The sequence below is a fragment of the Cupriavidus gilardii genome (assembly GCF_013314895.1).
Classification (GTDB): Bacteria; Pseudomonadota; Gammaproteobacteria; order Burkholderiales; family Burkholderiaceae; genus Cupriavidus; species Cupriavidus gilardii_C.
This window is the reverse complement of the sequence record NZ_JABTYE010000025.1, coordinates 49,712-73,621: the sequence shown is the minus strand read 5'-3', so window position 1 is coordinate 73,621 and position 23,910 is coordinate 49,712. Positions and strand designations below refer to the sequence as shown.

27 protein-coding genes and 1 tRNA gene are annotated in these 23,910 nt (G+C 65.7%); 9 read left to right on the top strand and 19 right to left on the bottom strand.

Translation table 11 applies throughout. The annotated features are described in order from the left end of the window. The coding region (locus tag HTY53_RS20905; protein ID WP_174108478.1) for an alpha/beta fold hydrolase at positions 1-629 on the top strand (629 nt) is incomplete at its 5' end. Here the strand turns inward: HTY53_RS20905 and crcB are convergent. The 7 genes from crcB to HTY53_RS20870 all read right to left on the bottom strand — a co-directional run bounded on the left by crcB (position 611) and on the right by HTY53_RS20870 (position 7,438). Next, positions 611-991, bottom strand: a complete 381-nt coding sequence (crcB, locus tag HTY53_RS20900; protein ID WP_174108477.1) for a fluoride efflux transporter CrcB — start codon at positions 989-991, stop codon at positions 611-613. The genes HTY53_RS20905 and crcB overlap by 19 nt on opposite strands. Then, a complete protein-coding gene (gene moaE, locus HTY53_RS20895) occupies positions 988-1,500 on the bottom strand; it encodes a molybdopterin synthase catalytic subunit MoaE (protein ID WP_174108476.1) in 513 nt (170 codons plus the stop codon). Before moaE ends, crcB begins: the two co-directional genes overlap by 4 nt. Position 1,501: 1 nt before the next feature. Beyond that, positions 1,502-1,759, bottom strand: coding sequence for a molybdopterin converting factor subunit 1 (moaD, locus tag HTY53_RS20890; RefSeq protein ID WP_174108475.1), 258 nt, complete (start codon positions 1,757-1,759; stop codon positions 1,502-1,504). Between the two features lie 60 nt (positions 1,760-1,819). After that, on the bottom strand, positions 1,820-3,094 hold the full coding sequence (locus HTY53_RS20885; protein ID WP_174108482.1) for a molybdopterin molybdotransferase MoeA: 1,275 nt from the start codon (positions 3,092-3,094) through the stop codon (positions 1,820-1,822). A 204-nt stretch (positions 3,095-3,298) separates the two neighbouring features. After that, on the bottom strand, positions 3,299-4,744 hold the full coding sequence (thrC, locus tag HTY53_RS20880; protein WP_174108474.1) for a threonine synthase: 1,446 nt from the start codon (positions 4,742-4,744) through the stop codon (positions 3,299-3,301). 66 nt (positions 4,745-4,810) lie between these two features. Continuing rightward, positions 4,811-6,121: a homoserine dehydrogenase gene (locus HTY53_RS20875; RefSeq protein WP_174108473.1), complete on the bottom strand. Its 1,311-nt coding sequence runs from the start codon at positions 6,119-6,121 to the stop codon at positions 4,811-4,813. An 84-nt stretch (positions 6,122-6,205) separates the two neighbouring features. Beyond that, positions 6,206-7,438 (bottom strand): pyridoxal phosphate-dependent aminotransferase, encoded by a 1,233-nt coding sequence (locus HTY53_RS20870; RefSeq protein WP_174108472.1) that lies wholly within the window; start codon positions 7,436-7,438, stop codon positions 6,206-6,208. A 309-nt stretch (positions 7,439-7,747) separates the two neighbouring features. On the opposite strand from HTY53_RS20870, the gene HTY53_RS20865 reads away from it, so the two are divergent. From HTY53_RS20865 to HTY53_RS20845, 5 genes are all read left to right on the top strand, one after another. After that, positions 7,748-8,137, top strand: a complete 390-nt coding sequence (locus HTY53_RS20865; protein WP_174108471.1) for an Mth938-like domain-containing protein — start codon at positions 7,748-7,750, stop codon at positions 8,135-8,137. Between the two features lie 198 nt (positions 8,138-8,335). Beyond that, a complete protein-coding gene (locus HTY53_RS20860; protein WP_174108470.1) occupies positions 8,336-8,797 on the top strand; it encodes a peroxiredoxin in 462 nt (153 codons plus the stop codon). 245 nt (positions 8,798-9,042) lie between these two features. Next, positions 9,043-10,746, top strand: a complete 1,704-nt coding sequence (locus HTY53_RS20855) for a PhoH family protein (protein WP_174108469.1) — start codon at positions 9,043-9,045, stop codon at positions 10,744-10,746. A gap of 17 nt (positions 10,747-10,763) precedes the next feature. Continuing rightward, on the top strand, positions 10,764-11,297 hold the full coding sequence (locus HTY53_RS20850; protein WP_174108468.1) for a hypothetical protein: 534 nt from the start codon (positions 10,764-10,766) through the stop codon (positions 11,295-11,297). A gap of 64 nt (positions 11,298-11,361) precedes the next feature. Continuing rightward, entirely contained in the window at positions 11,362-12,045 is a 684-nt protein-coding gene (locus tag HTY53_RS20845; protein ID WP_174108467.1) for a C40 family peptidase, read from the top strand. A gap of 101 nt (positions 12,046-12,146) precedes the next feature. Here the strand turns inward: HTY53_RS20845 and HTY53_RS20840 are convergent, their stop codons facing one another. The 9 genes from HTY53_RS20840 to HTY53_RS20800 form a co-directional block, all read right to left on the bottom strand. Then, the gene (locus HTY53_RS20840; RefSeq protein ID WP_174108466.1) at positions 12,147-13,157 is read right to left on the bottom strand and encodes an inorganic phosphate transporter; all 1,011 of its coding nucleotides are present in this window, start codon (positions 13,155-13,157) and stop codon (positions 12,147-12,149) included. 21 nt (positions 13,158-13,178) lie between these two features. Continuing rightward, a complete protein-coding gene (locus tag HTY53_RS20835) occupies positions 13,179-13,805 on the bottom strand; it encodes a DUF47 domain-containing protein (RefSeq protein ID WP_006575384.1) in 627 nt (208 codons plus the stop codon). 193 nt (positions 13,806-13,998) lie between these two features. Next, positions 13,999-15,390, bottom strand: a complete 1,392-nt coding sequence (locus tag HTY53_RS20830) for a replicative DNA helicase (protein ID WP_174108465.1) — start codon at positions 15,388-15,390, stop codon at positions 13,999-14,001. 238 nt (positions 15,391-15,628) lie between these two features. Further along, on the bottom strand, positions 15,629-16,081 hold the full coding sequence (gene rplI, locus HTY53_RS20825; RefSeq protein WP_174108464.1) for a 50S ribosomal protein L9: 453 nt from the start codon (positions 16,079-16,081) through the stop codon (positions 15,629-15,631). 27 nt (positions 16,082-16,108) lie between these two features. Then, the gene (gene rpsR, locus HTY53_RS20820) at positions 16,109-16,387 is read right to left on the bottom strand and encodes a 30S ribosomal protein S18 (RefSeq protein WP_006575387.1); all 279 of its coding nucleotides are present in this window, start codon (positions 16,385-16,387) and stop codon (positions 16,109-16,111) included. Positions 16,388-16,390: 3 nt separating this feature from the next. After that, positions 16,391-16,690 (bottom strand): primosomal replication protein N, encoded by a 300-nt coding sequence (gene priB / locus HTY53_RS20815; RefSeq protein ID WP_174108463.1) that lies wholly within the window; start codon positions 16,688-16,690, stop codon positions 16,391-16,393. A gap of 65 nt (positions 16,691-16,755) precedes the next feature. Next, positions 16,756-17,130 (bottom strand): 30S ribosomal protein S6, encoded by a 375-nt coding sequence (rpsF, locus tag HTY53_RS20810; protein WP_174108462.1) that lies wholly within the window; start codon positions 17,128-17,130, stop codon positions 16,756-16,758. 147 nt (positions 17,131-17,277) lie between these two features. Further along, the gene (locus HTY53_RS20805) at positions 17,278-18,273 is read right to left on the bottom strand and encodes an asparaginase (protein ID WP_174108461.1); all 996 of its coding nucleotides are present in this window, start codon (positions 18,271-18,273) and stop codon (positions 17,278-17,280) included. 91 nt (positions 18,274-18,364) lie between these two features. Further along, positions 18,365-19,561: a methyltransferase gene (locus HTY53_RS20800; protein ID WP_217435696.1), complete on the bottom strand. Its 1,197-nt coding sequence runs from the start codon at positions 19,559-19,561 to the stop codon at positions 18,365-18,367. 690 nt (positions 19,562-20,251) lie between these two features. Here HTY53_RS20800 and lexA point away from each other — a divergent pair. The 3 genes from lexA to HTY53_RS20785 all read left to right on the top strand — a co-directional run bounded on the left by lexA (position 20,252) and on the right by HTY53_RS20785 (position 21,570). Continuing rightward, complete coding sequence (gene lexA / locus HTY53_RS20795) at positions 20,252-20,908, top strand: transcriptional repressor LexA (RefSeq protein ID WP_174108460.1); 657 nt, start codon at positions 20,252-20,254, stop codon at positions 20,906-20,908. Positions 20,909-21,032: 124 nt separating this feature from the next. Next, complete coding sequence (locus HTY53_RS20790) at positions 21,033-21,206, top strand: hypothetical protein (protein WP_174108459.1); 174 nt, start codon at positions 21,033-21,035, stop codon at positions 21,204-21,206. Between the two features lie 214 nt (positions 21,207-21,420). Beyond that, entirely contained in the window at positions 21,421-21,570 is a 150-nt protein-coding gene (locus HTY53_RS20785; protein ID WP_156526608.1) for a hypothetical protein, read from the top strand. Between the two features lie 88 nt (positions 21,571-21,658). On the opposite strand, the gene HTY53_RS20780 is transcribed toward HTY53_RS20785, so the two are convergent. The 3 genes from HTY53_RS20780 to dusA form a co-directional block, all read right to left on the bottom strand. Next, positions 21,659-21,734 (bottom strand) — tRNA-His (locus HTY53_RS20780). Positions 21,735-21,851: 117 nt separating this feature from the next. Further along, positions 21,852-22,103 (bottom strand): hypothetical protein, encoded by a 252-nt coding sequence (locus tag HTY53_RS20775; RefSeq protein WP_174108458.1) that lies wholly within the window; start codon positions 22,101-22,103, stop codon positions 21,852-21,854. A gap of 674 nt (positions 22,104-22,777) precedes the next feature. Further along, positions 22,778-23,833 (bottom strand): tRNA dihydrouridine(20/20a) synthase DusA, encoded by a 1,056-nt coding sequence (gene dusA / locus HTY53_RS20770; RefSeq protein ID WP_174108457.1) that lies wholly within the window; start codon positions 23,831-23,833, stop codon positions 22,778-22,780. Positions 23,834-23,910: the final 77 nt, after the last annotated feature.

The window sequence follows — 23,910 nt, the reverse complement described above, 5'->3', positions numbered from 1 at the left end:
GCGACGCCGTGGTGGCCGGCTGGTCGATGGGCGCGATGGTCGCCTGGGAACTGCTTCGCAGACGGTCGCGGCAGTGGCTGGCGGCACGGGTCGCGATGATTGGCGCGATCGACATGACACCGCGGCTGGTGACCGGGACCGACTGGGAACATGGCTTGCACGGGCACTACGCCGCCGCCGACGCCGTCCAGATGGCGGCACGCGTGCGGCGCTACTGGCACGGCATGGTGCCGCTGGTGGCCACCGGTCTGTGGGCCGAAGGCACCGAAGCGCCGACGCGCGAAGCCGCGGTGCTGCGCGAAGGCATGATGGGGTGCGACGCCGGCGTGCTGGCCGAGCTATGGCTCGACATGTCGCGGCAGGACTATCGGCCGATGCTGCGCGCGGCCACGATGCCGCTGTTCTGCCTGTATGGGGAACGCAGCCGGCTCTACCGGCCTGCGCTGGCCGCGGCGACCGCGGCGCTGCAACCGGCGCTGCGGGTGGCGACGATTCCGGCGGCAGGCCACAGCCCGCACATGGAGCGGCCGCAGGCGTTCAACGCTGCCTTGCTGAGGATGATCGGCGGATCATCGGGGGAGGATGGGGAGATGACCGCGGAGACTTCGGCTCAGGCCAGCGCCCGATAACTCCACAGCCCGAACAGCGTCAGCAGCAGCGAACCGCCGAGGTGCAGCATGACGTGCAGCGCCGCGGCGCCGTAGTTGCCGGCCAGCAGATTGGCCGTCAGCTCGCTGGAAAAGGTGGAGAAGGTAGTCAGTCCGCCGAGGAAACCGGTGATCACCAGCAGACGCCAGGCCGGCGGCAGCGAGGCATGGGCATCGAAGAAGCCGACCGCGACGCCGATCAGGAAGCCGCCCAGCAGATTGGACGCCAGCGTGCCATAGGGCAGCGCGGGGTTCGCGGCATTCCACAGCAGCGAAAACAGCCAGCGCAGCCAGGCGCCGATCGCCGCACCGACGCCGACCGCGACAAAGCCCAGCGGGCTCAAGCCGGGGCTCCGGCCGTGCCCTCCCCCTCGCCGGCATCGCCGCTGGCATTGAGCGAACGCACGCCCCAGCGCGCCAGCGCGGCCTCGTCGGTGACACGGGCGTCGACCCAGCGCGCCCCCTCAGGCGTCGATTCCTTCTTCCAGAACGGCGCCTCGGACTTCAGATAGTCCATGATGAATTCGCAGGCGGCGAAGGCATTGCCGCGATGGGCCGAGGCCACCGCCACCAGCACGATCTGGTCCTGCGGCTGCAAGGGGCCGACGCGGTGGATGATGGTGACGCCTTCGAGCGCCCAGCGCTCGCGTGCGACCGCCTCGATCCGCTCCAGCGCCTTCTCGGTCATGCCGGGATAGTGCTCGAGCTCCATCGCCTGCACCGGGCTGCCGTCGTTGACGTCGCGGACCGTGCCGATAAAGCTGGCCACCGCGCCGATGCCGGGACGCCCCACACGCAGGGCCGCCACCTCGGCGCCCAGGTCGAAATCCTCGCGCTGTACCCTGACGCTCATCTCAGCCTCCGGTCACCGGCGGGAAGAAGGCCACTTCGCTGCCCTCGCCCACCGCGGTATCGGCGCGCGCGACCGCATGGTTCACCGCCATCCGCAACGCCCGGCCCTCGGCCAGCGCCTCCTGCCAGACGCCGCCGCGCTCGCGCAGCCACTGCCTCACCTGGCCCACGGTCGTGACCGTGTCCGGCAGTTCGACGCGCTCCTGGGCCACGCCCAGTTGCTCGCGTACGCTGGCGAAGAACCGCAATTCGATCTGCATCGCTACCCTCTTCTCTGTGCTGCCATGACCTGCGCCCGCTGCCTGGATGCGCGCCACCGGCTAGGCGAGCAGATTGGCAAACGGCAGGAACGACACGATGTCGCCGCGCCGGATCGGCTGGTTGGGCGGATTGTCGACCAGGCCGTCGCCCCAGACCGTCGAGGTCAGCACGCCCGAGCTCTGGTTGGGGAACAGGTCCAGCCCGCCGCCTTCGTTGATCTTCACGCGCAGGAACTCGTTGCGGCGATCGAACTTGGTCAGGTCGAAGTCGGCCCGCATCGGAATGCGCCGCGGCGCGACGTCGGTCACGCCCTGCATGCGCAGGATGAACGGACGCACGAACAGCAGGAAGGTCACGAAGCTCGACACCGGATTGCCGGGCAGGCCGAGGAAGGCCGCGCTGTCGGCGACGCTGGCTGTATCGGCTGTATCGGCTGTATCGGCTGTATCGGCTGTATTGGTAGCGCCGCCGGCACCGCCGCGCGACACATGGCCGAAGGCCAGCGGCTTGCCCGGCTTGATCGCGATCTGCCACAGGTCCAGCCGCCCTTCGGCCTGCACCGCCGGCTTGATATGGTCTTCCTCGCCGACCGAGACGCCGCCCGAGGTCAGGATCAGATCGTGGCCCTGCGCCGCGCGCCGCAGCGTGTCGCGCGTGGCGTCCAGCGTGTCGGGCACGATGCCGAAATCGGTGACCTCGCAGCCGAGGTTTTCCAGCAGACCGCGCAGCGTGAAGCGGTTCGAGTTGTAGATCGCACCCGGCTTCAACGGCTCGCCCGGCATCGCCAGCTCGTCGCCGGTGAAGAACACCGCCACGCGCGGGCGCCTCACCACCTCGACCTGCGCCTGGCCGACCGAGGCGGCCAGGCCCAGCGCTTGCGGCGTCAGCCGCGAACCGGCCGACAGGATCACGGCGCCGGCCATGATGTCCTCGCCGGCACGGCGGATCCACTCGCCGGGCCCGGGAGCGTGGTTGACCACGACGAAATCGCCATCGGCCTGGCACTGCTCCTGCATCACGACCGCGTCGGCGCCAGCCGGAATCAGCCCGCCGGTAAAGATGCGCGCGGCGGTACCGGGTTCGAGCGGCACGCCGACATGGCCGGCAGGAATGCGCTGGGCGACCCGCAGCCGCGCGCCGGGCATCGGCACGTCGGCGCAGCGCAGCGCGTAGCCGTCCATCGACGTGTTGTCGGCGGGCGGAACGTCGAGCGTGCTGGCGACCGGCTGGGCCAGCACGCGGCCATTGGCCTGCAGCGTATCGACGCGTTCGCTTTCGGTGATCGGCTGCGCGCCGGCCAGCAGCGCGTCGAGCGCCTGCGCCAGGGTCAGCATCGGGGGACGGTTTTCCATGCGAGGTGCGTTGTCGTCGCGGCCCGCGCAGGCGGGAACGCAGTGTCCGGACAGGCCCCGCCTGCGCGAGGCGGCGCTTGCGGCGGGACCGGCCACGGCCGCAAGCGGCGGATTCAGATGGTACTGAGCGGATTGTAATGATTCGGCGGCCGCCGCGCAGGCCGGCGCGGCGGGATGATCGCCGGATTACAGCCCGGTATGCCGGGCGATATACGCCTTGACCTGCGCGGCGTCGGCCGGCATCACCTCGAAACGCTGCGGCAGCGCCTCGATGCCCTCGAAGGCCGCCGGCCGCTCGGGCTCGCGGCCCAGCGCCTCGCGGATGGTGTCGGCGAACTTGGCCGGCAGCGCGGTTTCCAGCACCACCATCGGCGTACCGGCCGACAGGTGCTCGCGCGCGACCTTGACGCCGTCGGCGGTGTGGGTATCGATGGTGATGCCGTAGCGCGACGACAGATCGCGGATGGTCGCCACGCGGTCCTCGTGCGTGCTGCGGCCCGAGACGAAACCGAACTGGCGGATGCGCTCGTAGTCCGGCGTGCCGGACAGATCGAAGCCGCCCTTGGTGTCGACGTCGCGGAACAGCTGCGCCAGCTTGCCGGCATCCTGGCCCAGCAGATCGAAGATGAAGCGCTCGAAGTTCGACGCCTTCGAGATGTCCATGCTGGGGCTGGACGTGTGATAGGTCTCGGCCGCCTTGCGCACGCGATAGATGCCGGTGCGGAAGAATTCGTCGAGCACGTCGTTCTCGTTGGTCGCGACCACCAGCTTGTCGATCGGCAAACCCATCATCCGCGCGATATGGCCGGCGCAGACGTTGCCGAAGTTGCCGGACGGCACGCAGAACGAGACCTTCTGGCCCGGACCATCGGTGGCCAGCAGCCAGCCCTTGAAGTAGTAGACCACCTGCGCGACCACGCGCGCCCAGTTGATCGAATTGACCGTGCCGATCTTCTGGCGCGACTTGAATTCGAGATCGTTGGACACTGCCTTGACGATGTCCTGGCAGTCGTCGAACACGCCCTGCACCGCCAGGTTGAAGATGTTCGGGTCCTGCAGGCTGAACATCTGCGCGGTCTGGAACGCGCTCATCTTCCTGTGCGGGCTCAGCATGAACACGCGGATGCCGCGCTTGCCGCGCATCGCGTATTCGGCCGCGCTGCCGGTGTCGCCCGACGTCGCGCCCAGGATATTGAGCTCCTGTCCGGCACGCGCCAGCGCGTACTCGAACAGATTGCCCAGCAGCTGCATCGCCATGTCCTTGAACGCCAGCGTCGGGCCGTTGGACAGGCCGAGCAGATACAGCGGCGCGCCCGCCTCGTCGCCCAGCTTGCGCAGCGGCGTGATGTCGGCGGTGTTGTCGCCGGCGCGCGCGTTGCAATAGACGTCGGCGGTATAGGTCTTGCGCGTCAGCGCGCGCAGGTCCTCGGCCGGAATGTCGTCGCAGAACCTGGCCAGGATCTCGTAGGCCAGATCCGCGTACGACAGCTTGCGCCACGACTCGAGCTCGTCGGCGCTGATCTGCGGATATTGCTGCGGCAGATACAGGCCGCCGTCCGGCGCCAGGCCGCCCAGCAGGATCTCGGAGAAGGTTTGCGGCACGTCATGGCCGCGGGTCGACTTGTAGTTCATCGTGATGGTGGCCGCCGGGCCGTGCCCCGCCCCGGTTCGGGCGGCGGCGCGGCCATCGGCAAGGCTTCAGTTCAGTTCTTCCATGCGCAGGCGGGTGACGCCCGACAGCACCGTCGGCAGCGCCTCGATCCTGGCGATGGCGGCATTGATCTGCTTCTCGCGCGCCAGGTGCGACAGCATGATGATATCGGTCTGCGGCTCGCCCTCGCGCGACTCCTTCTGCAGCATCGCGTCGATCGAGATGCCCGAATCGGCCAGGATGCGGGTGATGTCGGCCAGCACGCCGGTCTGGTCCGACACGCGCATGCGCAGATAGTAGCTGCTGGTGACTTCCTCGATCGGCAGCACCGGTACGCTGGACAGCTCGTCCGGCTGGAACGCCAGATGCGGCACGCGATGTTCCGGATCGGCGGTATGCAGGCGCGTCACGTCGACCAGATCGGCGATCACTGCCGAGGCGGTCGGCTCGGCGCCGGCGCCCTTGCCGTAGTACAGCGTGGCACCGACCGCGTCGCCCTGCACCAGCACGGCGTTCATCGCGCCCTCGACGTTGGCGATCAGGCGCGAGGCCGGCACCAGCGTCGGATGCACGCGCAGCTCGATGCCGTCCTCGCGGCGGCGGGTCAGGCCCAGCAGCTTGATGCGGTAGCCCAGTTCCTCGGCGTACTGGATGTCGATCGCGGACAGGCGCGTGATGCCCTCGACGTGGGTCTTGTCGAACTGCACCGGCATGCCGAAGGCGATCGCGCTCATCAGCGTGATCTTGTGCGCGGCGTCGATGCCTTCGATGTCGAAGGTCGGATCGGCCTCGGCGTAGCCCAGCTGCTGGGCTTCCTTCAGCACGGTGTCGAAGTCCAGGCCCTTGTCGCGCATCTCCGACAGGATGAAGTTGGTGGTGCCGTTGATGATGCCGGCGATCCACTGGATGCGGTTGGCGCTCAGGCCCTCGCGCAGCGCCTTGATGATGGGGATGCCGCCGGCCACCGCGGCCTCGAACGCGACCATCACGCCCTTGCTGCGGGCGGCCTCGAAGATCTCGTTGCCGTGCACGGCCAGCAGCGCCTTGTTGGCGGTGACCACATGCTTGCCGTTGGCGATCGCCTGCAGCACCAGCTCGCGCGCGATGCCATAGCCGCCGATCAGTTCGACCACGATATCGATGTCGGGATGCGCCACCACCTCGCGCGCATCGGCCACCACCTCGACCTTGCCACCGGTCAGTTCGCGCGCGCGCTCGGTGTTCAGGTCCGCCACCATCGTAATCTCGATGCCACGGCCCGCACGGCGGCGAATCTCCTCCTGGTTGCGCTTGAGCACGTCGAACGTGCCGCTACCGACGGTACCGATGCCGAGCAGGCCTACTTTGATGGGGTTCATGGTCAATCAGATTCCAGTTTGCAAATTGATGAGCGCAGCGGTGCGTGGTTCCGGAGCCGGCCGCAGCCGCACTGAGCGAGTCAGTCAGGCCGCCGCGCCGTGTCGTTTTCGATAGGACTCGAGGAAGCGGCCGACACGGCCGATGGCCTCGCGCAGATCCTCTTCGTGCGGCAGGAAGACGATGCGGAAATGGTCGGGCTTGGCCCAGTTGAAGCCGCTGCCCTGCACCAGCAGCACCTTCGATTCCTGCAGCAGCTCGTAGATGAATTCCTGGTCGTCCTGGATCGGATACATCGACAGGTCGAGCCTGGGGAACAGGTACAGCGCCGCCTTCGGCTTGACGCAGGTAATGCCGGGGATCTGCGTGATCAGTTCGTAGGCCAGGTCGCGCTGGCGGCGCAGGCGCCCGCCCTCGGCCACCAGGTCGTTGATGCTCTGATAGCCGCCCAGCGCGGTCTGGATCGCCCACTGGCCCGGCACGTTGGCACACAGGCGCATCGACGACAGCATGTTCAGGCCCTCGATATAGTCGTGCGCGGGCCGCTTGTCGCCCGACACCACCATCCAGCCGGCGCGGTAGCCGCACGAGCGGTAGTTCTTCGACAGGCCGTTGAAGGTCACCGTCAGCACGTCGGTCGACAGCGCGGCGATCGACGTGTGCGTATGGCCGTCGTACAGCACCTTGTCGTAGATCTCGTCGGCGAAGATGATCAGCCCGTGCTGGCGCGCGATCGCGACGATCTCGCGCAGCAGTTCGTCCGAGTACAGCGCCCCGGTGGGGTTGTTCGGGTTGATCACGACGATGGCCTTGGTGTTCGGCGTGATCTTCGCGCGGATGTCGTCCAGGTCCGGCATCCATTCGTTGGCCTCGTCGCAGACATAGTGCACCGGCGTGCCGCCCGACAGGCTGACCGCGGCGGTCCACAGCGGGTAGTCCGGCGAGGGGACCAGCACCTCGTCGCCGTTGTTCAGCAGCGCGTTCATCGACATCACGATCAGCTCGGACGCGCCGTTGCCGACGTAGATGTCGTCCAGGCCGACGCCGTGGATGTTCTTCTGCTGGGTGTAGTGCATGATCGCCTTGCGGGCGGCGAAGATGCCCTTCGAATCCGAGTAGCCCGCCGAGTTCGGCAGGTTGCGCATCATGTCCTGCTGGATCTCCTCCGGCGCATCGAAGCCGAACACGGCCAGGTTGCCGATATTGAGCTTGATGATCTTGTGCCCTTCTTCCTCCATCTGCTTGGCCTTCTCCAGCACCGGGCCGCGGATGTCGTAGCAGACGTTGTTCAGCTTGTTGGATTTCTGGATCGGTTTCACGGCGTGGTCGGGCAGGAGTCTGGCAGAGACAAAAGGAGCAAGGAGCCGCCGGTTCGTGCGGCGGCGAACAGGGAATCTGCGTGGAACAGGGGGTCGTCCGGAGCGCGCTTCGCTGCACTGCGGGGCGATGCGAAGGCAGCGCGGCCGGCAGGAAGGCAAAGGCTATAATTTAGCGGATTATGACAGACTTCGGCAGGGATCTTGCGATGCAGCGCGGCCAGACCGCGCTCGCCACCGCCCCGGTCCGCGCCTTCCCCGCCGCCGCTTCCCTGACAAGCTCCCCGACCCGTCTCCCCGTAAGGTTCCCCCGTGAAACTCCATGCCGACCAGCCCAACGCCATGAACACCGTCACGGCGTATGGTCCGGGCTATATCGAGATCAACAAGGTGCGCTACACCAGCTCCGTGCTGGTGATGCCCGAAGGCGAGGTGCGGCCCTGGCCGGTCCGGCGCTTCGAGGACCTGGCCCCCGACCAGTTCGAGGGGCTGCTGGACCATGCCCCCGAAGTGGTGCTGCTGGGCACCGGCGACCGCCTGCGCTTTCCGCACCCACGCCTGACCGCGGCCCTGTCCCGCCGCCATATCGGCGTCGATGCGATGGACATGCCGGCGGCCTGCCGCACCTACAACATCCTGATGGCCGAAGGCCGCAAGGTGGCCGCGGTGCTGCTGCTCGAAGACGCGCCCGAGGGCGGTTGAACCGGCCGCGCCACGGTCGCCCGATGTCTGCCCGACGCCACGCTTGAACTATGCCGACGCGCCCTCATTTGCCGTGAGCACGGCCATGCCCGCCATCCCCGCCCGCCGCGCGCGGCGCCAGCATTTGCCCGATCCCGGGCGGGGAAAGACGACGGCAAGCCTATTTTCCCAGCGCCGCTTCCTCCAGGAGCCACAAGAATGACAGTCAGTCTCAACCAGGCCGTTCCCGATTTCAGCGCACCGGCCACCGGCGGCACCTTCCGCCTCGCCGACCAGCGCGGCAAGACGGTGGTGCTGTACTTCTATCCGAAGGACAACACCCCCGGCTGCACCAACGAGGCGATGGACTTCCGCGATCAGCACGAGGCCTTCGAGGCCGCCGGCGCGGTGGTGTTCGGCGTCTCGCGCGACAGCATGAAGTCGCACGAGAACTTCAAGGCCAAGCTGGAGCTGCCGTTCGAACTGATCTCCGATGCGGACGAGGCGCTGTGCCAGATGTTCGATGTCATCAAGATGAAAAAGCTCTATGGCAAGGAAGTGCGCGGCATCGAGCGCAGCACCTTCGTGATCGACGGCAAGGGCAAGCTGCGCCATGAACTGCGCGGCATCAAGGTACCTAGCCACGTCGACGAAGTGCTCGAACTGGTGCGCGCGATGTGACCTTCACCGGGCAATTGCCAAACGGAAATCGTTCGGATACATTGCCCCGTAATGAGTTCAGATTCTGATTGCCACGCTGCTTCTCCCCTCCGGCCCAGGCGCACGATGCCCAGGGCCGGTAGCAGAACTGCCGTGTCGCCCGCCCGCACAAGACAAGCCGCCTCGCCCGCTCAACGGGCCCGGCGGCTTTTTCGTCTGTGCGCGGCCCCGCCCCTTTTCCCCTCCCCCTGAAAGGAACGCCCAGCATGCCGCTGCCGACCATGCCCGCCAAGCCTGCACAACTGCTGGACCCGAGCGAGTTCGCTCCGGTTGCAAGGTTGCCGAAGTCCGCGACGCAGGCAAAGAAGCCCGTTCCGGCCCTGGAACGCGTGGCCCTGCTTGAAAGCGGACCGAGCGAAGCCGCCGCGCCCGCGGTGGAGGCCCGTGCCGCCGGCACACGCGCCCGTTCGAAAGACATGCCGAGCGCGCCGGTGTCGACCACGCCGACGTCGCCGGTGTCGCTGGTCAAGAGCACGACCGCTACCACCAGCCGCCGGCAGCGCAAGGACACCGGCCCCGCCAAGCTGTTCGTGCTCGACACCAATGTGCTGATGCACGATCCGACCTCGCTGTTCCGCTTCGAAGAGCACGACATCTATCTGCCGATGATGACGCTCGAAGAGCTGGACAACCACAAGAAGGGCATGAGCGAAGTCGCCCGCAACGCGCGCGCGGTCAGCCGCACGCTCGACGCACTGGTGGCCGGCACCGACGGCGTGCTCGACGAGGGGTTGCCGCTGGCCAAGCTGGGCAACCGCGACGCGCAGGGAACGCTGTTCTTCCAGACCCGCCTGAACGACACCAAGCTGCCCGAAGGCCTGCCCGAGGGCAAGGCCGACAACCAGATCCTGGCGGTGGTCAGCGCGCTGCGGCAGCAGCATCCCGAGCGCGACGTCGTGCTGGTGTCCAAGGACATCAACATGCGGATCAAGGCCCGGGCGCTGGGCCTGCCGGCCGAGGACTATTTCAACGACCAGGTCCTCGAGGACAAGGACCTGCTGTACTCGGGCGTGATGGTGCTGCCCAACGATTTCTGGGCCAAACACGGCAAGGGCGTCGAGAGCTGGCAGGACCCGAAGACCGGTGCGATGTTCTACCGGCTGACCGGCCCGCTGGTGCCCTCGTTCCTGGTCAACCAGTTCGTCTACCTCGAGCCGATGGACGGCAGCCTGCCGCTGTACGCGCAGGTCAAGGAGATCAACGGCAAGACCGCCCTGCTGCAGACGCTGAAGGACTACACGCACCACAAGAACAACGTCTGGAGCGTGACCGCGCGCAACCGCGAGCAGAACTTCGCGCTGAACCTGCTGATGAACCCCGACATCGACTTCGTCACGCTGCTCGGCCAGGCCGGCACCGGCAAGACGCTGCTGGCGCTGGCCGCGGGGCTCGAGCAGGTGCTGGATCAGAAGCTGTACAACGAGATCATCGTCACGCGCGCCACCGTGCCGGTCGGCGAGGACATCGGCTTCCTGCCCGGCACCGAGGAAGAGAAGATGCAGCCGTGGATGGGCGCCTTCGACGACAACCTCGAGGTGCTGCAGAAGAGCGACGACAGCGCCGGCGAATGGGGGCGCGCCGCCACGCAGGAACTGATCCGCTCGCGCATCAAGGTCAAGAGCATGAACTTCATGCGCGGCCGCACCTTCGTCAACAAGTTCGTCATCATCGACGAGGCGCAGAACCTGACGCCCAAGCAGATGAAGACACTGGTCACGCGGGCGGGCCCGGGCACCAAGATCGTGTGCCTGGGCAACATCGCGCAGATCGACACGCCGTACCTGACCGAAGGCTCGTCGGGCCTGACCTTCGTGGTGGACCGCTTCAAGGGCTGGAGTCACAGCGGCCATATTACGCTGGCCCGCGGCGAGCGTTCCCGCCTGGCCGACCACGCGGCGGACGTGCTGTGAGCGGACGGAGGCAAGCGATGCGAGTCTATCGCTGGCAGCGCGTCCATGGCGCGCTGATCCCCTGTCTGATGGCGGCGGTCGCGGCCAGCGCGCCGGACCTGCTGCGCGCGCAGGCCGTGTCGCAACCGGGAGCGGCGCCGCCTCCGGGCTCGACGGCGCCGGGCGTGACCCCGCCATCGGTCGCCACTCCGTCGCCGGCCCCTGCGCCGGTGGCCGCCCCGCCGGTCAACGAACCGGTGATCCGCACCATCGGTGCGGTCAGCTATGTCTGCGGGGGCGTCGGCGAGGATGAACAGCAGCGGCTGGCCGCGCGCCAGAAGCAGTTCAATATGGGCGTGCTGTTTACGCAGGGATCCACCGGCGAGTATCTGGCCGATGTCGAGGTCCGACTGATGCGCGAAGGCCACGAAGTGGCGCGATTTCGCACCGAAGGGCCGCGCTGCCTGATCAAGGCGCCGGAGGGCCGCTACAATGTGCACGCCACTTACAACGGCCAGCCCAAGTCCATGACCGTCGGCACCGGTACCTACGACGCGCAAATGCGCTGGTAGCGATCCGGACCCTGCGCAGGGCACCGCGCGCGTCGATGGACCGCACCGGCTGGCCCACCAGCCCATGCGATCGACAAGCACCGGCCCTGTTTCATCGACCGTTCGTGCGCGCCCCCTGCTGCTGGGCGCCCTCGCCCTGCTGCTGGCCGCCTGCGCCAGCACGCCACCCTCGCGTCATGGTGGCCATGCCCGCGCGCCGCGCGCCCCGATGGTCGAACCGAGCGCCGGCCTGGAGGAGATCTCGATCCAGGCGATGTCGCTGGTCGGCACGCCCTACCGTTACGGCGGCAACACCCCCGATTCCGGCTTCGACTGCAGCGGTCTGGTGCGCTACGTGGTGGCGCGCGCGGCCAACGTCAATCTGCCGCGCACCACCGAGGCGATGGGCACGCGGGGCACGCCGCTCGAGCGGGAGCAGGTCGCCTCGGGCGATCTGGTGTTCTTCAACACCACCGGGCGCGCGAACTCGCATGTGGGCATCTACGTCGGGCAAAACCGCTTCGTTCACGCGCCGTCGACCGGCGGCACCGTGCGGCTGGAGGACATGACCAAGCCGTACTGGGCGTCGCGCTACAACGGCGCGCGACGGGTGGCGAGCGCCGCAGTACCGGTCGCGCCCAGCACGCCGGTTCCGCGGGCCGCGCCCGCCGTGCCGGCTTCACCGCCATCGGTGCCGAACGCGCCTTCGCCCGCGCCGGCGCCGATGCCCGAAGACGACGACCCGATCGCAGCCTTCGCCAATCGCTGATCCGGCGCGGGTCGGCACAGGCGCGCAGTCGAAGCCCCAAAGGAAAAGGCCAGGCAGATGCCTGGCCTTTGCTGTTGCCCATCGCCCTGTCGGGGCCGGCGTTACAGCAGATGCCGCCCGATCCACCATGCGATCGCCGACATGAACGCCGATGCCGGAATGGTCAGCACCCACGCCCAGACGATATTTCCGGCCACGCCCCAACGCACCGCCGAGGTCTTGCGCACCGTGCCGACGCCGACGATGGCGCCGGTGATCGTATGCGTGGTCGAGACCGGCACACCCAGCGTGGAAGCGAGGAACAGCGAGATCGCCCCGCCCGTCTCGGCGCAGAAGCCGCCCACGGGCTTGAGCTTGGTGATCTTCTGCCCCATGGTCCGCACGATACGCCAGCCACCGAACAGCGTGCCCATGCCGATCGCCACATAGCAGCTGACGATGACCCAGGTCGGCGGCGCGCTGTCGCTCTGCAGAACGTGGCCGCTGGCGATCAGCAGCATCCAGATGATGCCGATGGTCTTCTGCGCGTCGTTGCCGCCGTGGCCCAGGCTATAGAGCGAGGCCGACACCAGCTGCAGCCGGCGGAACCAGCGGTCCACCCGCGACGGCGGCGTGCGGAAGAAGGTCCAGCCGACCACCAGCATCAGCAGCGAGCCGAGCAGCATGCCCATCAGCGGCGAGATCAGGATAAAGGCCACGGTCTTCAGCAGGCCGCTGGCCACCAGCGCGCCGGTGCCTGCCTTGGCCACCGCGGCGCCGACCAGGCCGCCAATCAGCGCATGCGAGGACGACGACGGGATGCCGTAATACCAGGTGATCAGGTTCCACGCGATGGCGCCGACCAGCGCGCCGAATATCACGTAGTGGTCGACGATATTGACGTCGATCGTGCCGGTGCCAACGGTGGCGGCTACCTTCAGATGAAACACGAAGATCGCGATCACGTTGCAGACGGCGGCCAGCGCCACTGCGTGATGGGGCTTGAGCACGCCGGTCGACACCACGGTCGCGATCGAGTTCGCGGCGTCGTGAAAGCCGTTCATGAAGTCGAACAGCAAGGCGAGCGTCACCAGCAGGACGATCACCCACAAGCTCATTTGTACAGTCTGCATGCGGAGTTCCGGTTGGCGCGCTCAGGCGTTTTCCAGCACGATGCCTTCGATGATGTTGGCCACGTCCTCGCACTTGTCCGTGATCGTCTCGAGCTGCTCGAAGATGGCCTTCATCTTGATCAGCCGCTTGACGTCGGTCTCGTCGCGGAACAGCTTGGAAATCGCCCCGCGCATCAACCGGTCAGCCTCGGATTCGAGCTGATCGATCTGCTGGGCCGTCTTCAGGATCGTGCTGGCGTTGCCCATGTCCTCGAGCAGGCCCACTGCGATCTTGACCAGTTCGCAGCACTGCACGCAGATCGAGGCGAGCTTGCGGGCCTCGTCGGTCAGGCTGGTGACGTCGTACAGCGTGATGGTCTCGGCCACGTCCTCCATCAGATCGAGGATGTCGTCCATGGTCGTGATCAGCTTGTGGATCTCGTCCCGGTCGAGCGGCGTGATGAATGTCTTGTGCAGCAGATCGATGGTGTCGTGCGTGATCCGGTCCGCCTTCTTCTCGGTGGCCTGCACGCGCCGCGCATGGGCTTCGGCGTTGCCGAGATCGTTGATCAGCGTTTCCAGTTCGCGCGATGCGGTGACCGCGCAGTCGGCGTGCTGGTTGAAGTATTCGAAGAACTTGCCCTCGGTGGGCATGAATCGGCCGAACATGGCTGTTCCTTGTCGCGGCGCGCGAGCGCGCCGTCTCGTTGGGAATAACTGGATTGCGGGAGAGATTGCGCAACAGCCGGCGTCGCCGCCGGCTGTCACGGAAAAGCAATATTCTACAGGGTAGTCAACGCGTGACGTACGCTTTGTGTAGCGCAACGCGGCGGCGCGCTGCCGCCGCGCCGCACCGGCTGCGTCAGGTGTCGTTGTCGAAGAACGCCGGGCCGCCGCTGAAGTTGTCGAACTTCGTAAACTGGCCCAGGAAAGTCAGCCGTACGGTGCCGATCGGACCGTTACGCTGCTTGCCGATGATGATTTCGGCGGTGCCCTTGTCCTGCGAATCGGGGTTGTAGACCTCGTCGCGATAGATGAACAGGATCACGTCGGCATCCTGCTCGATGGCGCCCGATTCGCGCAGGTCGGACATCACCGGGCGCTTGTTGGGACGCTGCTCCAGGCTGCGGTTCAGCTGCGACAGCGCGATCACCGGACAGTTGAGCTCCTTGGCCAGCCCCTTGAGCGAACGCGAGATCTCGGAGATCTCGGTGGCGCGGTTTTCGCCGCCGCCCGAGCCCGACATCAGCTGCAGATAGTCGATGATGATCAGGCCCAGCTGGCCGCATTGCCGCGCCAGCCGGCGCGAACGCGCGCGCAGCTCCATCGGGTTCAGCGCCGGCGTCTCGTCGATGAACAATTGCGCATCGTTCATCCGCTGGATCGCATGCGTCAGCCGCGGCCAATCCTCGTCGAGCAGCCGCCCGGTACGCAGACGGTGCTGATCGAGCCGGCCCACCGAGCCGAGCATACGCATCGCCAGCTGCGTGCCGGCCATTTCCATCGAGAACACCGCCACCGGCAGGCCCTGCTCGACCGCGACGTGCTCGCCGATATTCAGCGAGAACGCGGTCTTGCCCATCGACGGACGGCCTGCGACGATGATCAGGTCGCCCGGCTGCATGCCGCTGGTCATCCGGTCCAGATCGATGAAGCCCGTGGGTACGCCGGTGACATCGGTATTGGCGTCGCGGTGATACAGCTCGTCGATGCGTTCGACCACCTGCGTCAGCAGCGGCTGGATTTCCTGGAAGCCCTTCTGCCCGCGCGAGCCTTCCTCGGCGATCGCGAACACCTTCGATTCGGCCTCGTCCAGCAGCTCGCGCACCTCGCGGCCCTTCGGCGCGAAGGCCGAGGTCGCGATATCGTCGGCCACCGTGACGAGCTTGCGCAGCACCGAACGCTCGCGGACGATCTCCGCGTAGCGGCGGATATTGGCCGCGCTCGGCGTGTTCTGCGCCAGCGAATTCAGATACGCGAGACCGCCGACCTCCTCCGCCTTGCCGGCGACCTGCAGCATCTCGTAGACCGTGATCACGTCGGCCGGCTTGGTGTCCGAGATCAACCGCGCGATGCACTGGAAGATCACCCGGTGATCGTAGCGATAGAAATCCGCCTCGGACAGGAAATCGGCGATGCGGTCCCAGGCCGCGTTATCCAGCAGCAGGCCACCCAGCACCGATTGCTCGGCCTCGATGGAATGCGGAGGGACTTTGAGATTGTCGAGTTGGGGATCGGCGACGGGCGCGTTCATGGGGGGCAATTATAGCGGCCTGCCCGCGCATGGCCGAGCGATTCTCGGGCGGCGATGGGCGGCGGATGATCCGGGCAATGGTGGCGCCGTGGGCGTCGCGCGCATGGGTGCGTGCGATGCAAGGAAAAAGGCAGCAAAGAAAAAAGGCAGAAGGGGCTGTCAGCCTCTCCTGCCTTCTTGCTGGCCTGACCGAGCCGCGGCGGCGCGAACCGATGTCGCGCCAGCGCGGCCGGCAAGCTTAGACGTGCTCGCCCAGCACCGAGACGGTGATGTCGACCGCGACGTCCGTGTGCAGCGACACGCTGATCGGGTAGTCGCCGACCATCTTCAGCGGACCGTTCGGCAGACGAACCTGCGCCTTCTCGACCTTGAAGCCCTGGCCAGCCAGCGCTTCGGCGATGTCGGCGTTGGTCACCGAGCCGAACAGACGGCCGTCCACGCCCGACTTCTGCGTGATCTGAACGGTCAGACCGTTCAGCTTCTCGCCTTCGGCTTGCGCGGCGGCCAGCTTCTCGGCGGCGGCCTTTTCCAGCTCGGCGCGCTTGGCCTCGAACTCGGCGATGGCGGTCTGCGTGGCGCGGCGGGCACGCTTGGACGGGATCAGGAAGTTACGGGCGTAACCATCCTTGACGCGAACGATGTCACCCAGGTTGCCCAGGTTGACGACTTTTTCCAGCAGAATGACTTGCATCGTGTTTTCTCCTTGGCGACCAGGCGATCAGTTCTTGTGCAGGTCGGTGTACGGCAGCAGCGCCAGGAAGCGAGCGCGCTTGATTGCCGTGTCGAGCTGACGCTGATAGTGCGCCTTGGTGCCGGTCAGACGAGCCGGCGTGATCTTGCCGTTATCGCCGATGAAGTCTTTCAGCGTGTCCAGATCCTTGTAGTCGATCTGTTCGACGCCGGCCACGGTGAAGCGGCAGAAGCGCTTGCGCTTGAACAGCGGGTTCTGCTGCTGGAAGCGCTTCTTGTTCTTGTTGTCACGTTTGACGAATGCCATGGTTCAATCCTTTACGAATGCTTTACATCCAGTGATGTGAAAGACGAGAGCCTTGCTGTTGCGGTGCTTGCGGGCGAGGAAGCCTTCGCAGTCGAGCACCGTGCCGAGCGGCGTGCGCTCGAGGTGCTGGCCGACCGGACCGACGCCCATCGCGGCGATCGCGAACTCGATCTGCCGCGGCGTCTGCGCTTCGACCACCTCGCCGCCGTATTGCAGAAGGCAATTGACGACGGGGATGCCGGCCGGTGTATAGCGCAACGCGTCGCGCTCGACGAGGGTGGCGTGCAGCCTCAGCTGGTTCATCGCGCCACCGCCCCTCGCATGCCGCTCCGGTCATGCCGGAGCGAACCGCCCACAGCAGACCGCACTCAGGCGGCCTGGCCTTCGCTGGTTTGCGCCGATGCCTTGCGGGCTTCTTCGCGCTGCACTTCCTTCATCATCGGCGACGGGCCGGTCTCGGCCTTCTTGGTCTGGACGATCAGGTGGCGCAGCACGGCGTCGTTGAACTTGAACGCGTGTTCGAGCTCAGCCAGCGTGTCCTTGCCGCACTCGATGTTCAGGCAAACGTAGTGAGCCTTGGCCAGCTTCTGGATCATGTAGGCCAGTTGACGACGGCCCCAGTCTTCCACGCGATGCACCTGGCCGTTCTGCGACGTGACCAGCGTCTTGTAACGCTCGATCATGGCCGGCACTTGCTCGCTCTGGTCCGGATGGACGATGAATACGATTTCGTAATGACGCATTGACGCTCCTTTTGGGATAAGCCGCCCGGGCGCCAAGTCCGGTGCAGCAAGGGTTAAATAGCCCGCGAGTATAGCCCGGAACGGCCAGGACGGCAAGCTGCATGGGCTCGCAGCCGGATTGGCGCCGCCCGGCGCACGCCGCAGGCCTCAAATCTGCGCGAAGAACCGCTGCAATCGCACCGGATCGCCCGCCAGGCCGGGATCGGCGCCAAGCGCCACGAGCAGCGCCACCCGCGCCTTGTACGGATTCAGATCGCCGGCCGATACGAAGGCGCCCGCCGCCGGATTCGGCTGCGACGGGGCAATCACATTGCCGGCGCCTGTGCGGGTGCTGCGCACCACCGCGACACCGGCGCGTGCCGCGTCGGCGAGTGCCGCCGCCAGCGTCTCGTGAATCGAACCATTGCCCGCCGCCGCAACCACCAGACCGCGCACTCCGCTTGCCACAAGCGCATCGACGACCACGCGCCCCGGCTCCGTATAGCTGGCGACGATTTCGACCGGGGGCCAGTTCCCCGGCAGCGGCAACGCCTGCTGGGGCAGCCGCAGCGGTGCGCGGGTAAAGCGCACCAACGCGTCCTGCACCAGTCCGATCGGCCCGGTGCCGGGAGACGCGAAGGCATCGACCGCGGAGGTATGCGCCTTGACCGCGTCGCGTCCCGCGTGGATTTCCTGATTGATCACCACCAGCACGCCCTTGCCCGCCGCATCCGCATGCGCCGCCACCCGCACGGCATCGAGCAGGTTCAACGGCCCGTCGGCCGACAGCGAGGTCGCCGGCCGCATCGCAGCGGTCAGCACCACCGGCACGCTGGCCACGCCCACCAGATGCAGCAGCATCGCGGTTTCTTCGAGCGAATCGGTGCCATGCGTGATCACGATGCCGGCCACGTCGTCCTGCGTGGACCAGTGGTGAACCCGCGCCGCCAGCCGCGTCCACAGGCCGAACGACATGTCCTTGCTGTCGACCTGCGCGACCTGCTCGGCCTCGACCCGGGCCACGTCCTTCAGCGCCGGCACCGCTTCGAGCAGCGTCGACACCGGCACCGTGGCCGCCTGATAACGCGCACTGCTGGCGGCGCTGGACGCGGAACCGGCGATGGTGCCGCCGGTGGCAAGGACGATGACGCGAGGCAGAGTCATGGGTACGAGGTATTCATAGGCAGGCGCAGATTGTACCCGCCACGCCACCCCTTTCCCGTACGGTCTTGCCCTGCCTCGCCGGCCTGGGCCGTCAGTTGGCGACCGCCTCGATGATCGGCACGTAGGTACCCGTATCGATGATCCGATTCAGTCGCAAATCGGCGCCGGCCAGCAGCTCCCGATACTCCTCCTCCGTACGCTCGGAGCCACCGCCTTCGTGACAGGCGGCCATGACGACCATGTCTACCAGCTTGCTGGTATGCCAGGCGTTGCCTGCCGGAATCATCGGGTCCATCACGAGCACCTTCGCCCCCGGCGCCATCGCCTTTCTGCAGCAGCGCAGAATTTGCGTGGCACGTTCGTTGTCCCAGTCGTGCAGCACAAACTTCAGCAGATAGAAGTCCGCCCGCGGACACGATTCGAAGAAGTTGCCGGACGCCAGTTCCCAGCGGCTTTCGTCGCCCAGTTCGGCGAGGCGGTGTTTCGCCAGGACGTGCTGCTGGTCGAACAGAATGCCACGCAGGCCCGGATTCTCCTTCAGGACATGCAGCAGCAGGATGCCAAAGCCGCCGCCGATGTCCGCGACCGTCGCGTTTTCCGGGAAATCGTAGCTGCGCGCCAGGATTGAACTTTCCAGCGCCGAATACGAACACATTCCCTCGTCAAAATCCCCCGACGACACATTGGCCTTTGCCCAATATTCGAAATAGGGCATTCCATAGATATGCGCGAAAGCCGAATCGCCACGCACGCTCTCGACAATATTTCCGATCGGGCGCAACATTGGCTCGTCAGTCAGCCAAAGTACTGCCGCCCGCAGCGAGTAAGGAAAATCGGACCGCAGATATTGCGCGGGCGGCGTCAATTCATATTGGCCTTCGCCGTTCTGACGGAAAATACCGCGAGTGGTGAGCAATCGCAGCACGCGGTGCAGTCGATTTGCGTTGGCGCCTACAGCCAATGCGAGCTCGTCCGCCGTTTTCGGGCCATCCACCAGGTGGTCCGCCACGCGCAGGACTGCCGCAGCGCGCAGTGCTCCCTGATAGGCGTAACCCATCGTCTGGTCCAACAAGAACAGCGCGGCTTCTTCGTTCGGGGAGAGCGTTGCAGCGTTGTTGCGCTTGAGCATATCCATTTCGGTCCTGCCTCCTGGTAAAGGAACATCCGGGTCCATGCGATCAACCTCTGATCGGCGCGCGCACCCGATACGCGACGCTGGCTGCCTTCGATCGCGAACGCCTTCGCGGCTGAATATCGCGATCGATTTGACACCATTGAATTCGGCCATGACGTGCTGACATCAGCAAACGATCACGATGAGCCGGCAGAAATAGATGGCCGAGCCGCTCATGCTGGCGGCGCCTTGTATTTCAATAATATGAATTCACCAAAAATCTGGCGGAGAAGAATATCTGCCGATCATTAGAATCGACCGCAATTTTCCTGGCAAGTCGAAATTTTTAAATGCTGATCTCGAATTGACTAGATAAAGAATTGCCGAAGAACTGATCTCAACATCACTAATTGAATCTTCGGAGCAGCCGACTTGAGGCAGCTGGGTCAGGCGACAACGCGACATCGGCCAGCTGCGGCCGACCTGTCCGCGATGAGACGATTGATGCGTGCAGCTTGTGGTCGTCGACGGTCCGATGGCCGGGTGGACGCCGCCGGTCCATGGCGGAACCGTGGGAGGACATCGGCGGCGATGACGGGAGAAGCATTGAACGGTCGCGCCGCGGCGGTTACCCGGGATATCGCAGAGGAAGCGCAACGTGTACCGCGACGGCCTGGCGGACCGTTGCGTCGCTCAAAGTGGACGACGATGCAAATTTCTCTTGCACTTCAATCGATACTGTATAAAATCACAGCACACTGTTCAAACGTACAGTGCTGTATATGGCGGCCACCGATGCTTCGCTCGCTTTTCAGCTTGCACCACCGGCCGGGCCGCCACCGGATACAACAACACGGACAAGCCATGGCGACTCTGACACCCCGGCAGCAGCAGATCTTCGACCTGATCCGCAATACCATCCGGCAGACCGGCATTCCGCCGACCCGCGCCGAGATCGCTGCGGAATTCGGCTTCTCGTCGCCGAATTCGGCCGAAGAACATCTGCGCGCGCTCGCTCGCAAGGGCGTGATCGAGCTGACGCCCGGCGCGTCGCGCGGCATCCGACTCAAGGTTAGCCGCAGCGACTCCGAATTGCCTGACCAGTTCTCGCTGCCGATGGCCGGCGTGATGCAGCTGACGCTGCCGCTGGTCGGCCGTGTCGCTGCCGGCAGCCCGATCCTGGCGGCAGAACATATTGACCGGCAATACCAGGTCGATGCCTCGGTCTTCGACGAGCGCCCCGACTACCTGCTGCGCGTGCGCGGCATGAGCATGCGCGACGCGGGCATCTTCGATGGCGACCTGCTGGCGGTCAAACGCGCGCAGGACGCCGCCAATGGCAAGATCGTGGTGGCCCGCATCGGCGAAGACGTGACCGTCAAACGGCTCAAGCACCGCGGCGACGCGATCGAACTGATCGCCGAGAACCCGGACTTCGCCAACATCATCGTCAAGCCCGGACGCGAGGAGTTCTCGCTCGAAGGCATCGCGGTCGGACTGATCCGCCAGTCCGGCTTCTAGCCCCAACCCAGCATTCCGGCAGGCGCCGCCGCCTTGGCGCCAACCTCAGTCATGCAGCTGCACGAGCCGCAGGGCCCCGTGTTGCCGCAAGACATCCGCTGACGCCTTACCGAAGAGGACCACCATGCTGCAAGCCGACCGCTCCCTGACCCGCTACCCCGTCAAGCCGACGCCGTTCCGCCAGTCCAAAGGTGTCCGCATCTATCAGGGCGCGCAGCGCCGCACGATGGTCGGCAGCATGGCCGCGATCTGCCGAATGCTTGAACTCGATCAGCCGGGCGTGAAGCTGAACGGCTGAACGGCTGAACACGCGGGCAAGCGGCGTTCGTTTGAACGCTGCGACAACATCCACTGCGTTTCGACCTTGCGCGCCCGCCTGCAGGAGACGTCAGAGATGGCTGTCCGATTGCAAGCGACGACTCTGACCCATCGCAACAAACCTTTACAACTCGGACCGTGAATTCGTAGAGGCATGGCCTAGCCTGTTCCCATGCTTTTCGAAGGAGACGGCCATGCCTTCGTCAGACGACACCATCAAGCTGCTTCGTCCCGGTCGCCGCACCATGAACTGGCACGACGTCGCACTGATCGCAGCGGGTTGGATCGCGTTGTGTGTGGGTGTCGGGTGGACGATCACAAAGGCTGCGGCGCGTTTGGTCTGAGGACCACAAGCGCCCTCACCCGCCTGCCTGTTTGATCTCGGCACAAAGCAAAACAGCCGCTCGATGAGCGGCTGTTTGCATGGAATCTTGGGGTGGCTGATGGGACTCGAACCCACGACGACAGGAATCACAATCCTGGACTCTACCAACTGAGCTACAGCCACCGTAGCACCGCCGTCAGTACTGCTCGACGGAAACCAAGATTATACAAACTTCGTTCGGCGATGGCTAGTAGTACGCACAAAAATTTTCAGGTGCGGCCAAGCGGAGTTTCGGAAACCTCACGACCAGCGGGCTTCGAGCCGGATCGCCTCGTGGATCGCGTCAAGCGTTTCCTGCTCCGTCTGATAGGTACCCGGCAATCGTCGGCTCCTGCCGTTCAGCACATCGGTCTGCAGAGCGGCCGCGGCCGCGGCATCGGTACCCCGGTGCCAGCAGTAGCGAGCGGTCCAGGTACCGTTCTGCAACCGCTCGACGACCCAGACGACGCGGAAACCTTCGAACGCGACACCAAACAAGCCCTCATTTTCCATTCCACCCTCCGAGGCCAGATCTTCTTGTCGTTTTTGGGCTCCATCTTGCCATCACCCGGTTGGGGGGTCACCCCTTTGCAGAGGTAAACAAGGATTGTCGGCGGGGACGTTGCTCGGCGGCATCAGGCCGGCGCAGGGGGGCGGAGCGGAATGGAGAAGGGACGGCGGATGGCGGCTGGCTGCGGGGGACGACTGCGGGACGACTGCGGAAGGACTGCGGGAGGACTGCGGGAGAGCTGCAGGAGCGAAGACCCGGGCAAAAAAAAGTCCGCACATGGCGGACTCTTAAACTCTTGCGATCTCAATGCCCTGAAGGCAATTGCAATGTAACTGTCATCGACGCCAAGCACCATTCGGGTAAACGAAAGGACCGGCGGCCGACCGGGCTCCAGACAAAAAAAGCCCGCACAAGGCGGGCTCCAAAATCAGTTGAAGAAAGCCCTGTATTCGAGGGCACGGACAGTTTAAGAAAATCGGAATCGGCTTGGCTATCTAGGGGAATCCCTTTCCTGGTGCCTGCCATCGCCCGCGCTGGCGCGGAAAGTGGCTCCAAGACGGCGGCACGGGCCGTGCGCGACCAAACCGGATTCGAAATTAGAGTCTGCCCTCCAATCGGCGGCTCTTGCACGGCCACGGCGAGGATCACGCATTCCGGCGCAGCCGCCGGTCAGAGCTCACGCCGCCTGCAGCGGCCGCTCCGCATGCAGATGGCTACGCGCCTCCTCGAACAGCGCATCGACACCGTCCCGGGTGCGTATCGCGTTCATTCGACGGGCGTCGGAAAGCACGCGCCGCCACCCCCGTCCGCCCGGCACGCCGCGATACAACCCGAGCATATGCCGCGTCGCCGCGCCCATATAACCGCCCCGCTCCACCAGATCGCCGATATAGCGCTGCATCGCCAGTTCGGCGTCGAGCCGCGAAGGCGACGGCGCGGTATCGCCGTAGTAGCGGCGATCGACCTCCGCCAGCAGGAACGGCTGGTGGTAGGCCTCCCGACCGATCATCACGCCATCGACGTGGCCCAGGTGTTCGTCGATCTCGTCGTAGCGCGTGATGCCGCCATTGATCAGGATTTCGAGCTGCGGGAATTCCCGCTTCAGCTGGTAGGCCACCTCGTAGCGCAGCGGCGGAATCTCGCGGTTTTCCTTCGGGCTCAGCCCCTTGAGGATCGCGTTGCGCGCATGGACGATAAAAGTCTCGCAGCCGGCCTCGGCAATGGTGCCGACAAAATCGCGGACGAAGTCGTAGTGCTCGATGGTGTCGATGCCGATCCGGTGCTTGACGGTAACCGGCACCAACACGGCGTCGCGCATCGCCCGCACGCAGTCCGCCACCAGCTGCGGCTCCGCCATCAGGCAGGCGCCGAACGCCCCGCGCTGGACCCGCTCGGATGGGCAGCCGCAATTCAGATTGATCTCGGCGTAACCCCAACGCTCGCCAAGCCTGGCCGATGCAGCAAGATCGGCCGGCTCGCTGCCGCCCAGTTGCAGGGCCACCGGCTGCTCGGCCGGATCGAAGTCCAGGTGCCGCGCGACATCGCCATGCAGCAGCGCGCCGGTTGTCACCATCTCGGTGTACAGCCAGGTGTGGCGGCTCAGGTGGCGATGAAAGGTCCGGCAATGGCGGTCCGTCCAGTCCATCATGGGCGCCACCGAAATGCGCCGAGGATTGACCTTCTGGGGATCGGCAGGAGCCGGCGCCGCGGTTGCGGCTAGCGATTCGGACATGACTTGGGTCGGCTATCCCGTCCGTCGACGGGAACGAGGAAAACCGGAAAGTTTACCACCCGGCGCGGCATCGCACC